Below are 13,946 nucleotides of genomic sequence, written 5' to 3' on the forward strand. Positions count from 1 at the left end.
ATCGCTACCAGTTGGTCCGCTTCTACTCCCGTCTCCCGCAGCTTCCGCGCAAGGCGGTTGGATCGCTCGTTCAGCTCACGGTAGGTCAGGTGCCGCTCGTTCATGACGGCGGCCACGTTATCCGGGTAAAGCTCCGCCTGTTCTTCGAACAAGCCGTGAATCGTCTGCTGCCGCGGGTAGTCCGCCTCCGAATCGTTGAAACCGCGCACCAGCTCGCGGATTTCCTCCTCCTTGAGCATTTCCAGCGAGGTAATATCCCCGTCCGGCGCTGCTGCGATGGTTTCAAGCAGCTTGTCATAATGTCTGGCGAACCGCTCCGCGGTCTCCTGCTTATACAAAGCCGTAGCGTACTCCAACCGACATTCGAGCTGACCGTCTAGCTCCGAAATGTCCAGGAGCAGCTCGAACTTGGATGTTCGGTTTTCCAGCGGATAAAATGATTGCTCCAGCCCCTCGATGACAATTTGCTCGTTCTCCGTATTTTGCAGGGCGAAGAACGTATCAAAGAGCGGATTCCGGCCGGTCGCGCGCGGAATGTGAAGACTTTCTACCAAGTCTTCGAACAAATAATTTTGGTGTTCGAAAGCCCCGAGCGTGATGTCCTTGATTTCTTCCAGGTACGAAAGGTACGGCTTGGAACGCTCCGGACGGCTGCGAATGGCCAGCGTGTTGATAAACATCCCTACGATCGGCTGCACTTCTTCCTGCGTTCTTCCGGCAATCGGCGTTCCTACGATCAGATCTTCCTGACCCGAATATTTATGCATAAGGATGGTGTAAGCCGACAGCAGCACCATGTACAGGGTCGTCCCTGTCCGTGCCGCCAGCTCTTTCAGCTTCTCCGTCCGATCTTTCTCGATATAAAACTTCACGGTTCGGCCGTCAAAGCTTTGCACCGCAGGCCGCGGGAAGTCCGTCGGCAGCTCCAATACCGGCAGCTCGCCCGACAGCTGTTCCAGCCAGTATTCCTTCTGCGGCTGGAGCATCTGCCCGTAAGCTTCGGAATGCTGCCAAACGGCATAATCTTTGTATTGAATGCGTATCGGGGCCAGCTCCTCGCCCCGATACAGGCGGCTGAACTCATCGAAGAGCAGCGCTGTCGAAATGCCGTCCGAGACGATATGGTGCATATCGAACAGCAGAATGTGGCGATCCTCGGCGACTTCGATCAGGCCGATGCGGAGAAGTGGCGGCTTGGTCAGATCAAACGGGTGATAGTAAGCTTCCACCACTTGGTCCACTTCCCGCTCGCTCGCCTGGAAATAATCTACAGCAAACTCCACCTCATCATAGATGCGCTGGACAAGCTCGCCTTGAACCTGCTCGATTCCGGTACGCAGCGTCTCATGGCGCTGAATCAGCGCCCGGAACGCGTGCTCGACGCGCGTGCGGTCCAGCTTGCCTTCGAGAAGAAGCGCCGCCGACATATTGTAGCTGCGCTCGGCCCCGTCAAGCTGGCGCAGGACGTACAGACGCTTTTGTTCGGATGAAACCGGATAGTACTCGGCCTCAGCCGCCTTTGTAATCTCATACGTCTCCTGCTGCCTTAAACCGCCGATTCTTTGGGCCAACTGTTCGATCGTGGTGTAGCGGAAAACTTCCCGCAGGGGAACCTCGACTTGCAGCTCTTTCCGAATCTTGGAAACCAGCGTGGAGGCCCGCAAGGAATGACCACCCAAGTCAAAGAAATCGTCTTGGACTCCAACTCGCGCAATACCCAGCACCTGCTGCCAAATGAGAGCAAGTCTTGTTTCCAGCGTTGTGCGAGGAGCCACATACTCACGGCCTGCTTCTACCTCTCCGGTCGGTTCAGGCAGCGCTTTACGGTCAATTTTGCCGTTCGGCGTGAGCGGAAGCTTATCAAGAGACACCAGCCGGGCCGGGACCATATGGGCCGGCAGCTTTTGCTTCAATTGGGACAGCAGATCGCTCAGCTGCAAGGAAGCATCCGCCGCCACGTAGCCGCACAAATACTTTTGCCCCTGCTCATCCATACGGTCGGTCACCACAGCCTGCTTGACGCCCGGGAAACGCAGCAGGGCCGTTTCAATTTCGCCGAGTTCGATCCGGAACCCGCGAATTTTCACCTGATAGTCGATCCGGCCGATGAAGTCGACGTTGCCGTCTTCCAGCCAGCGGGCCAAATCGCCTGTCCGGTACAGACGTTCGCCCGGCACAAACGGGCTGTCCACAAACTTCTCGGCGGTTAGGTCCGGACGGTTCCAGTACCCGCGCGCCACCCCGGCGCCGCCGATGACAAGCTCGCCCGGAACCCCTACAGGAACCGGCTTTAACGCGGCATCGACAATGTAAAACCGGGCGTTCAGCCAAGCTTTGCCGATCGGCACATGACCCGACGACGGCAGCTTATCCAGCGGCTCACCGTAAAAGCTGCTGTCAATGGCCGCTTCGGTAACTCCATAGCTGTTGATGATGCGGAATTGTCCGCCGAATCTTTCCTGCAGCAATCGGTAATCGGTGACACTGCAAGCATCCGAGCTGGTAATCAGCAACTGCATGGAGCTAACGTCCAGCCCTTCTTCATAAATATGCTGCATGAACGGCAGGATGAGCGCAGGCGTCGATTCGAATACCGTAATGTTTTGGTCCCGAATCCAGCCGTATAAGAGGTTCGGATCAATCCGGTCATCCTTCGGCACAATCACCATCGTGCCTCCGTTATACAGCGTCCGCGCGATGTCTCCGACGAACACGTCAAACGAGAAGCTGGCCAACTGCAGCAGCCGCACCGGAAACTGATCCAACCGGTACTCGCGACGGTACGCATCCGCCGTATTCACGAGACTGCCGTGCTCGATCATGACGCCTTTCGGGCGTCCCGTCGTACCCGAGGTGTAAATCACATAAGCCAAGTCTTGCGGGGCGCTGTCGGCAGATTCAAATTCCACGGCTAAGGCATCCCCGTTATAAATCTGTTCATCGTCCATGGCATAGACAGCTTGAAGTTTCAGCCGGTCATCGGCCAACCAACCTCCGGCCCGCTCCAACAGATGACGTTGCGTAAGCAGCACCGATGCATCGCTATCGCTGAGCATGTACTCAATCCGCTCCGCCGGATAATCGGGGTCCAGTGGTACATAGGCTCCGCCGGCTTTCCAAACGGCGAGCACCCCAACCAGCAGTTCCACCGAACGCTCCGCCCAGATCCCCGTAATCGTCTCCCTTCCCACGCCCTGTTCGCGAAGGAGAGAAGCCAGTCGCTCGGCGCGTTCGTTCAATTCGCCGTAGGTCAGCTGTTTGTCCATGTAGACGACTGCCGGATGATCTGGAATTTCCCGAGCAAATTTTTCAACATACCGATGAAACGCTTCTCCCTCGCTCAGCCCTGCCACCGGCGGGTTAAAAACGTTGAGAATGCGGTGTCTCTCCTCATCGCTCAGCAGAGAAATCTCGCGTACCGGCAGTTCGGGAGTCTGAAGAAACTGATCCAGAACGGTTACATACTGTTCCATAATCCGATCAATCTCGGCCGTCTCGAACAAGCCGGTACGATAGGAAGCATGGAGAATTACATGGCCTTCATTCAGCATATGGTCAAAGCGCAGCAGCAAATCGTCCATCTCGTGCCTAGCGAAGTGGGCCTCCAGGCGTACCTTGATTTCTTCGTACTCCACGATTTTCAAAGGCAGATATTCCAGAGACGTGCGGAACAGCCCCGAAAGATCGTTGCGGCCGTGTTGTTCGCGCAAATCCTGGATCAATTGGTTATAAGGGTATTTCTGATACCGCAGATCCGCCGTATTTTCCTTGGAAACCGTTTGGATCAAGGAAAGCACGTGTCTGTCTGGATTCAGACGAATCCGCGTAGCCACGGTGCTGACGAACATGCCGATCGTTTCTTTTTCCTTCTTGCTGGTGCGATTGGCGAAAACCGTGCCGACCGGAACATCGGTGCTGTCGGTCAGCTTGTACAATAAGGCGTACATGGCGGACAGAAATAACGTATATAAGCTGACCTGATATTGTTCGCTGAAGGCCAGAATGCGTTCATACCGGGAACCGTCCAAAGTGATGGCCAGTTTATTGGATTCGCTGCCGATCGAGAATGGCGGATACGATTTAATGCCGGTTGTTTCAGGCAAAGTGTTGTACTTCGTCAGCCAGTATTCCTTGCCTTTTTGATAACGCTGCGATTGCTCATATTCACGCTCCGCGGAAATATAATCCAGATAGGAAGGGGGCTGGTAACTGCTGGAGGTGCCTTTGCGCAGTTCCAGGTATTTTTCCATCACCGCATGCAGCAAAGCATTGACGGACAAGCCGTCGGCGATAATATGATTTACCGTCAAATTGAGCCATACTTGGCCGTTCGCAAAATGAATAATCGTAAATTCGTAGAGGTGTTCGTCGAACACGCTGGCCGGTTTTTCGCTTACTTCCTTCACCCAAGCATAGAATTGTTCGGTTGTGCCTATTTCGAGGCGGCTTATCCTAGCTTGGACATTCTCCGGCTCTTCGAACCACTGCGTTGGATTTTGCAAATCCCCGCTAATGCGGATTCGGAAAACGTCATAGGTTTTGACGATCTCTGCCGCCGCTTGCTTCAGAAGCTGTGTGTTGATCTCGCCCGTAATCTGGTAGGTCGCGGAAAGCATCGTGATGGACGTTCCCGGATTCATAATTTCCATGAACCATATTCGGCGCTGGGCTTGCGTTAATCCATATTGCTCGTTGGTATTCTCTGTCACATCGACACACTCCCGGTTTAGAGATTCTTTATAGATAGGCTTTGTACCTAGATGTCACTTAGTCACTCTTAGAAGAACCGCGCAGGCCATTCCCGGAACGGCTCCTTTGGACTCTTCCTCCTTCTTCGTGTCTACGTTTTCTGGTAATTACCGGTTATAAAGTCATACCTTGGATTACTAAAAGACTCTGTCGCATTCGCGAGCAAGAAGCCGCCCGCCGTAAAGCAGGTCTAGCCGTACAGCCGGGCGTAATAACCCCCGAGCGCCAGCAGGTCCTGATGGCGGCCCCGCTCGACGACCGTCCCTTGGTTCATGACGGTAATCAAATCCGCATGTTCCACGGTGCTGAGACGGTGGGCGATTAGAATGGTGGTGCGCCCCTTCATCAATACGTTCAGGGCCTGCTGTACCCAATGCTGGGATTCGTTATCCAGCGCGGAAGTCGCTTCGTCCAGCAGCAGAATCGGGGCGTTTTTGAGAATCGCCCGGGCGATCGCAATTCGCTGCCTTTGTCCGCCCGACAACGACGCTCCTCTCTCTCCCACCGGCGTTTTATACTGTTCAGGAAGTTCCTGAATGAAATGGTGAGCGTACGCCGCTTTGGCCGCTTCGATCACTTCTCCATCCGTTGCATCCGGGTTGCCGTAGCGGATGTTTTCCTCAATCGTGCCGGTAAACAAGAACGGCTCCTGCGGAACGTATGCAATCTGCCTGCGGATTTCGTCCAGCGTGTAATGGCCGAACGGTTTGCCTTGGAGCAGGATTTCTCCGCTGTCCACAGGATAAAAGCCGAGCAGCAGCTTGATCAGCGTACTTTTGCCGCTGCCGCTGGCCCCCACGATAGCGGCGACCTGGCCGGGAAACACCTGCATGGAGATGTCGACAAGCACCTTTTTATCCGCCTGATAGGAAAATTCCACATCGCGAAACTCCACCGCAGCCTCCGACACGAGCTCGCTATGAGGAGATCCCAAACGCTCCGGTTCCTCTTCCTCTCTTAGTACCTCTTGAATCCGATGAGCGCCCGCGAGCGAATTTTGGGTCATCGACAGAACCATCCCCAAGTTCAACAAGGCGTGCGTCAGATTCACTTGCAGAACCGCCAGGGCGGCGACGCTTCCCATTCCCATCAGTCCGTAGGCATAAAGAAGACTGCCGATGACGATGATGCCGCAGAACGTGACGTAGCTGATAAAATGATTCACCGCAGCCTGCATGCCGTTCTTCTGCGCGGTTTGCCGAAGCGTCTGCGTCATTTGTTCGTTCAACGCCTCGTACTGGCCGTAAATCGTGCGGATGCGGAACAGCTTCACAATTTGAATGCCGCCCATAAAATCTTTGAATTTTTCGGTCATTTTACCGAGCGTTTGCAAGCCTTGTTCGGACAAGGCGCGAATATCCCGCGCAAATTTCAGGCTGACCACGGAGGACAGCAGCAGAATGACGAAGGATACGCCGGCAAAACGCCAATCGATCAACACCATGGAGACAATGGAGCCGATGCAAAAGACAACTTGAAGCAGCAAAACGAAGTAAACCTGCGAGAATGTAAACTCAACGGTCGTTACGTCGTTGTTCACCCGCGACAGCAAGTCCCCATGGTGCGTCTGCTCCAGGAATCTCGGCCGCACCCGGCACAGCTTGTCATAAAGACGTTCGCGGATATTCAGCACAGTCAGCTCGACACTGCGCTGGTATAAGTAAATGAACCAGGGAGAAATCACATTTTCCAGGAACAAGACCGCGCCCAAAATAATAAAGGCTTCCACCATCAGGGACGTATCTCGGGACACGGCGAAATCAACCAAGTTATGTACGACCAAGCTGAAGGCGATCAGGAACAATGTCTGGGTGAGCGCCGTCACGGCCAGGCCAATGGCGTACTGGGTTTTGCGCTTGCGGTTCATAAACATCAGCAAGTAGCCGAGTTCTTTCACTTGCGAGAGCCATCCGCCCTTTTTCATGTGTACGCCACCTCCCTGCGTTCGGCAGACTCAGTAAATTCCTGATAGTACGACTGGGCGTACAGTCCCTTCATCTTCAACAATTGTTCATGAGTGCCCTTTTCAACAATACTCCCCTGTTCCATGACCCAAATTTCGTCGGCGTTTTGTACTGTAGAAAGCCGGTGGGCAATAACCATCGTCGTTCTCTGCTTCATCAATACGCCCAGCGCTTCCTGAACCGCGCTTTCCGACTCCGGATCAAGAGCCGACGTTGGCTCGTCCAGCAGCAGAACGGGAGCATCCTTCAGAAAAGCCCGGGCCATTGCAATGCGCTGGCGCTGCCCGCCGGACAAAAAGCCTCCGCGCTCTCCGACATACGTCTGGTAGCCGTCGGGAAGCTGCATAATGAAGGAATGCGCCTGAGCGGCTTTGGCGGCTTCGATAATCTCGTCCATCGACGCTACTTCCCGCCCGTAGCCGATATTTTCAGCGATCGTGCCGCTAAACAAATATGAATCCTGGGTTACCACGGAAAAATGCGACCGAAGCTGCTCCGGATCGGCGCCGTGGATCAGGCTGCCGAACACGCGGATCTCGCCCTGGTCCTCCGGAAGCGGATAAAAGCCGTATACAAGCTTAAACACCGTGCTCTTCCCTCCGCCGCTCGCTCCGACAAGCGCGATCGTCTTCCCTTCCGGCACCGAGAAGCTAACATTCCGCAGGATCGGGGATCTCTCCTCATACCCGAAGGTTACGTTCTGAAACTCGATGGGGGCGGCGCTCGCTTTCGGAAGCGAACGGCCATTTTCCGTTTCGGTCGGCTGCTCGACGATTTCGGAGACCCTTCTCAGGGCACCGGCCATTTCGAACGTCCGCGTGATGAGCTCGGGAATATGCTCCAGCGGCTCCAGACACAGATTCAGCAAGTACAGGAAGGCGATCAGCTCCCCCGCGCCTAGCTGCCCTTTGTAGATCAAATAGCTTCCGTAACTGACGGCGAAAATGATCGGGCTGATCATCAGCGTGGAAAGCAGCGGGTTGACCCAGGCTTCCCGCTTTTTCACGGCCAGCTTTTTTTGAGCCGTCAATTGCAGCAGCACTTGGTAGGAGCGAGATAACATGCCGGATAGCAGGTAGCTTTTTACAATAGGCATACCTCCAAGTGTATCCTGGAGGTTGACGTTCATTCGGCCCATGTTCGCCTGGGCTTCCTCCGTCAACCGCTCCAACTGCTTGCCGATCCATTGGGAAACCAGCAGCGCTACGGGAAATAACAGCAGGCTGTACAGCATCAGCTCCCATTGGAGGTAGATCAAATAAGTGAAACAGCCGATGAACAACAGCGGATGATAAAACCACTGGGCGAGGTCCCGAATCATAAACTGCTGGATGAGCTGCAGGTCGTTGTTGATCCGCGACAATACGTCGCCGGAGTGCTGCTTTTCCAAATAGGAGACCGGGAGTTTGCCGATATGACGCATGACATGGTTGCGGATATCCTGCACCGCAGAGGCGCTGCTTCGCTCCACGCCGAAGCTCATGAAAAACTTCGCCGGCACACCGATCAAGATGACCACAAAGACCGTGTACACGATTTGCAGAACGATTGGCTCCGCCCCCTTCTCGGCCTGGGTGGTCAGCTGCTCGATCAAACTTCCCGTCCATATCTCAATAACGGCGGCGGCAATCGCGGACAAGACACCGACGATCATCCAGCCTTTGTGACGGCTTACATAGGACATCAACCAGCGGAACGCTTTCCAGGCGGCGTAAGCGGTTTGGCGCTTGGAAGGCGCCGCTGTGCCTTGTTCTAGAACAGACGGCTGGCGGTCAGCTTCCATGCAGTACCCCGGCCTCCGCTTCGATCTGCCGCTTGACTTGCTCTAAGATGTCCCGGATGACGACGGCCGTTTCTTCCACGCGCGCGAGTTCCAGCAATTCCTCGTGCGCACCCTCCAGCCGGTAATCGGCGTAAGCTTGCGTCGTTGCCCCCCGCCAGGAAGGCAATTGGTGCTCCAGGCGGAACGCTTCGCTGTCCTTCGCAATCAGTTCGTAAATCCGGGCCGGGATCGTGCCGGAATTAATAAGCTGCGCTTCGTACGCCAAGGTCGCTTTGACCTTCCGATGAACCCGCTCCCGCACGAGCGGGTTGCTCATTAATTCCTTCTCTTCTTCGTCGAAATCGGCAAGCATTTCCTCAAGCTCTTTCTCCGACGTTTCGGAAGACGTCAGCGTGTCCTTAATCCACGAGTCCACCATGAGCACGTCCGTTACGGAATAGCCTCTTTTCTCCATCGTTTTGGCTACCTCGAACGTCAGGTTGCCTCCAAAGCAGTAGCCGAGCAGCACGTAAGGTCCTTCCGGCTGGATGCGGACGATCTCGTCCACATAACGGTTCAGCATGGCCTCGTAATCGACGGCATCGTCGATAAAATCAATGCCGTAGAGCACGAACCCGCCGTCGAGCCTGCTTGCAAGCTCTCGATAACCGATGCCAAAGCCGCTGCCCGGAGGGAAGCAGAACACGTTCAGATCTCCTGCTTTATTCAACTTAATGAAGGAGTCTCCCCCTTTATCCAGGCCCTGATCCCCCTCTCCGAAAGCCATGGCCTCAACGGTTACATGATGGAATTGGCGGTTCAGCGGTATCTCAATGCCCGTTTCATCGTAAACGGCTTGAACGAGCCTCATCAGACTTAACGAATTGCCACCCAACTCAAAAAAGTTATCCTTTACGCCGACCTGCGGAACGCCAAGCGTATCCTGCCAGACGCGGGCGATCTTCATTTCGAGCAGCGTTCTCGGCGCGACATATTCCGTTCCTCCGTCCGCGGCTTCCTCCGGCGCGGGCAGCGCTTTGCGGTCGATTTTCCCGTTCGGGGTCAGCGGCATCCGCGAAAGCTGCACGAGGTACGAAGGAATCATATAACCCGGAAGCTGCTTGGCGAGCTCCTCTTTGAGTTCATTCGCCGCCAGCCTCGTTTCTGCGACGTAATAAGCGACAAGTTGCTTATGGCCGTTCGCGTCGTCGCAGTCGAGCACCTTGGCTTCTTGCACGGCGGCGATCTTCAGCAGCTGCGTCTCGATTTCGTCCAGCTCGATCCGGTACCCGCGGATTTTCACCTGGTGGTCGATCCGGCCCAGGTATTCGATGTTGCCGTCCGGCAGCCAAGCCGCCAAGTCACCCGAGCGGTACAGTTTCTCCCCCTCCGCAAACGGGGAATCGACGAACTTCTCCGCCGTCAGATCCGGACGGTTCAGGTATCCTCTCGCAAGGCCTTCCCCGGCCACGTACATTTCGCCCGCTACGCCAATCGGCACAGGGCGGCGGTTCTCATCAAGGATGTACACCCTCAGCGTCGGGATCGGCTTGCCGATATTACTCTTCGCCGCCTCCATTTCGACCCACGTGATTTCCTTATATGTCACGTGAACCGTCGTCTCGGTAATGCCGTACATATTGATCAGCTTCGTCTCCGGGTACTTCGTCTTGAAGCCCTTGAGCAGCAGCGGACTCAGCGCTTCGCCCCCAAAGATGACGTTGCGAATCCGCAGATCGTACGGATGGTCCGCCAAGACCTTACGCAGCAGCTGGTAGAAGTACGTTGGCGTCTGGTTCAAAATCGTGACCTGTTCGCGGCCCAGCAGCGCCAGGAAATCGGCCGGATTTTTCGCCGTCAGCGGCGGTACGATGACCAGCTTGCCTCCGTTCAGCAGCGCTCCGTACATTTCCCAGACAGAGAAATCGAAGCAGAACGAGTGGAACAGCGTCCACGTGTCGGACGGCCCAAAGTCGAACAGGTTCTTGTCGTTGAACAGGAGGCGCACGACGTTCTTATGCTCGATCAGCGTTCCTTTCGGTCTGCCGGTCGTTCCCGACGTGTAGATGACATATGCCAGGTTGCCCGGCCCGGAAATCGGCTCCAGGTTCGAAGCGTCCAGCGCATCGGCGGAGTCCGCCCCACTGTCGCCCCAAACGAAATCGTCCAATTCGAGGCGCGTTCCTGCGAAGTCGGTCTTCTCATGCAGATGCTTCTGAATCAGCAATAACGGCGCGCCCGAATCCTCAATCATGAAGCGGATGCGCTCCTCCGGGTAGTCGGGATCGACAGGCACGTAGGCTCCGCCCGCTTTGAGAATCGCCAGAATGCCGACGACCATATCGAGCGAGCGTTCGGCCAGAATCGCTACCAGCTGATCCGCTTCTACTCCCGTCTTTCGCAGCTTCCGCGCAAGGCGGTTGGATCGCTCGTTCAGCTCGCGGTAGGTCAGCTGCCGCTCGTTCATGACGGCGGCCACGTTGTCCGGGTAAAGCTCCGCCTGTTCTTCGAACAAGCCGTAAATCGTTTTCCCCCGCTCGAACCCGGTTTCGGTGTCATTAAATCGCTTCAGCAGCGTCTCCCTCTCGTCTGGGGACAGCACATCGGCTTGTCCGAGCTCCAGATCCGGCTGAAATAAAAGCACGGACAGCAGCCGAACAAGATGGTCGGCCGCCTGGTCCACAAATGCCCGCTCGTACCGCTGCCCGTCAAAGCTTATTTCCAGCTTAATGGAGTGGTTTTGACGGTCGAAGCGAAAAACCGTATCGGCCGCCACCCGGTTACCCAGCGGTTCCGGATGAATCGGGGCGAAGGATGCGACGGTGTTGACGACCGGGAGGCCGTCCCCCGTATAGTCCAGATGGAGCGGCTCCACCATTTTCCGAAAAGGCAGGTGCTGATGCTCCAGCGCCTCGCCGATGGAAGCTTTGATGCCCCCGAGCAGCGTTTTCAGCGTAGTCTGGCGGCTTACGGACGTCTTGATCACCAAGATGTCATGCGGCGGCGGAGTCCCGTCGGGGTCTGCGCTATAAGAAGGCATGCCGACCAGCACTTGGTCCCGCCCGGTATATTTGAACAGCAGGCTTTTTACTCCTGCCAAAACAATCATGTACAAAGCCAAATCCGAACCGTTGGCGAGGCAAATGATTCTCTCCGAGAGTTCGCTCGGCAGAGTACGGTGAAGCAAACCCGGCTCGGCCACAGCTTCCCCGTCGGCGTATAATTTGGAGGATTGACTGTAGGGAAGGAAGCTCAGGCTGTCATCGGCGTCAAACTTGCCGCTCCAGTACCGTTCTTCCTTTTCAAACAAAGATTTCATTTGTACCTCCCCTAAAAATGAAGTGACCGCATGCCCCGGCGCAGGTCCGAAAAAGCATGCTTTCGGCCTGCGCGTTTACGGGCTTGGACGTTGTTCGCCGTCTTCCTTGGGATGCGCGCCGCTTTCGCTTGACGGCGGAGGCGCGCTTGTAGGATTAGAACGCGAATTCGATCGTATCGACGGCACTCTTTGCGCCTGCCGCCGGTTTATGACATTCAATCCGGCTTAACTCGAGTTGTGGATTTTCCGCAATTTGAGACAGTACCCGCAGGTAATCCTCGGTCAAGGTGCGGATCATCGCTTCTTTGAACAGCTTGGTGGCGTAGAAGAAGCCCCCGCTCAGCGCCCCGTTGTTTTCATACATAAACAGCGTCAGATCGAACTTCGCTTCTTCCAAATGGTCAAGCTCGTAAGTCTTCAGGCTGACCCCTTCCAGCTCGGCGTCTCGTTCTTCGATATTTTGCAAGTCGAAAACGGCATCGAACAGCGGGAAGCGGCCCGGCTCCCGCTTCACATTCAAACGCTCCACCAGATCCTCGAATGGATAATCCTGGTTCTCGAAAGCACCCAAAGCCGTTTCCTTCACTTCTTCCAGGTAGGACAAGAACGTTTTGTCGCCCGACGGACGATTGCGGATCGCCAGCGTATTGACAAACATCCCGATGACCGGTTCCAAATCGGCGTTCGTTCTTCCTGCCACCGGGGTACCCACGACCAAGTCCTCCTGCCCGCTGTACTTGGACAGCAGCACGGTATAAGCCGCAAGCAGCACCATGAACAGCGTGCTTTCACGCTCGGCCGCCAATTCGCGCAGCCGCGCAGAGAGAGAAGCTTCGACGTCGAACTCCAGATGCGCGCCTTCGTAGCTGCGAGCCGCAGACCGTTCGTAGTCCATCGGCAGGTCCGCCGTCGGCAACTCGCCTTCGAAGGTTTGCAGCCAGTACGCTTCCTGCCGCCCAATCCGCTCTCGGTGGGCCTTCGACTGCTGCCAAACGGCATAATCCTTGTATTGAATGCGCAGTGGCGGCAGTTCTTCCCCGGCGTAGAAACTCGAGAACTCATCGATCACAATCGCCATCGATACGCCGTCGGACACCATATGGTGCATGTCGAAAAGGAGAATATGCAGGTTCGGCTCCAGCTCGATGACCCCGGCGCGCAGCAGCGGCGGCTTGCCGAGATCAAACGGACGAACGAAGCTGCGGACGATCTGCTCGATTTGAGCCGCATCCTCTTTATCCGCTTGATGATGCTCGATAGCAAAATCGACCTGCGGGTAAATCCGCTGAACCGCTTCGGCCTTCACGATTTCAAAACCGGTGCGCAGCGATTCATGCCGTGTTATCAATTTCCGCAAGGCGGCTTCCAACCGGTCTAAGTCAAACTCGCCTTCCACCTGCACCAGCTCCGGCATGTTGTAAAGCTGATCCGCTCCATCCAGCGTGTGCTGAATGAACAGCCGTTTCTGCGCGGAGGACAGAGGGTAGTACTCTCTCTCCTCCGCTTGAGGAATGGCCTCATGCTCCCGCCGTTCCATCCGGGCGATCGCCTCGGCCATCGCCGCAATCGTCGAGTGACGGAATACGTCGCGCAGCGGCAGGTTGACGTTTAATTCCTTAAATACCTTGCCCGCCAGCGTCGTCGCCCGCAGGGAGTGGCCGCCGATGTCGAAGAAGTTGTCGTGAACGCCAATCTCCTTCGCAAGCCCCAGCACCTCCTGCCAAATCGCCGCCAGCTTCGTTTCCAGCTCATTGCGCGGTGCGATGTACTCCGTTCCGCTTCCCGCTTCCCCTTCCGGCGCCGGTAGCGCCTTCCGGTCAATCTTTCCGTTCGGCGTCAGAGGCAGGCGCTCCATCTCCACGAAGTACGACGGGATCATGTACCCCGGCAGCTCCTGCGCCAGCGCGCCGCGCAGATCGTTCACTGCCAGCTCCGCTCCGGTATCCGGTGTGTAATACGCGCATAGCGCCTTCTGCCCGTTCGCGTCACTTCGAACCAGCACCACCGCTTCGCGCACGCCTTCCACCCGCAGCAGCTGCGACTCGATCTCGCCCGTCTCGATCCGGTACCCCCGAATTTTCGCCTGGTTGTCGATCCGGCCGATGAAGTCCACGTTGCCGTCCTCCATCCACCGCGCCAAGTCTCCCGTGCG

5 protein-coding genes are annotated in these 13,946 nt (G+C 56.0%); all 5 read right to left on the reverse strand.

Translation table 11 applies throughout. From position 1 onward, the window contains the following. Positions 1-4,709 (reverse strand): non-ribosomal peptide synthetase (locus tag G9G53_RS25335; protein WP_165150845.1); only part of this gene is annotated, 4,709 nt, incomplete at its 3' end. Positions 4,710-4,939: 230 nt separating this feature from the next. Next, the gene (locus G9G53_RS25340; RefSeq protein ID WP_165150846.1) at positions 4,940-6,673 is read right to left on the reverse strand and encodes an ABC transporter ATP-binding protein; all 1,734 of its coding nucleotides are present in this window, start codon (positions 6,671-6,673) and stop codon (positions 4,940-4,942) included. Beyond that, the gene (locus tag G9G53_RS25345) at positions 6,670-8,496 is read right to left on the reverse strand and encodes an ABC transporter ATP-binding protein (protein WP_165150847.1); all 1,827 of its coding nucleotides are present in this window, start codon (positions 8,494-8,496) and stop codon (positions 6,670-6,672) included. Before G9G53_RS25345 ends, G9G53_RS25340 begins: the two co-directional genes overlap by 4 nt. Further along, on the reverse strand, positions 8,486-11,794 hold the full coding sequence (locus G9G53_RS25350; RefSeq protein WP_165150848.1) for a non-ribosomal peptide synthetase: 3,309 nt from the start codon (positions 11,792-11,794) through the stop codon (positions 8,486-8,488). Before G9G53_RS25350 ends, G9G53_RS25345 begins: the two co-directional genes overlap by 11 nt. Before the next feature lie 154 nt (positions 11,795-11,948). Then, positions 11,949-13,946, reverse strand: a 1,998-nt coding sequence (locus G9G53_RS25355; protein ID WP_238796299.1) for a condensation domain-containing protein, incomplete at its 5' end; no start/stop codon positions are given.

The sequence above is a fragment of the Paenibacillus sp. EKM206P genome, assembly GCF_011066155.1.
Classification (GTDB): Bacteria; Bacillota; Bacilli; order Paenibacillales; family Paenibacillaceae; genus Paenibacillus; species Paenibacillus polymyxa_D.

Bases quoted from the DNA above. Each gene is read 5' to 3' on its own strand.
- G9G53_RS25340 (WP_165150846.1), bottom strand. From the start codon at position 6,673: ATGAAAAAGGGCGGATGGCTCTCGCAAGTGAAAGAACTCGGCTACTTG.
- G9G53_RS25345 (WP_165150847.1), bottom strand. From the start codon at position 8,496: ATGGAAGCTGACCGCCAGCCGTCTGTTCTAGAACAAGGCACAGCGGCG.
- G9G53_RS25350 (WP_165150848.1), bottom strand. From the start codon at position 11,794: ATGAAATCTTTGTTTGAAAAGGAAGAACGGTACTGGAGCGGCAAGTTT.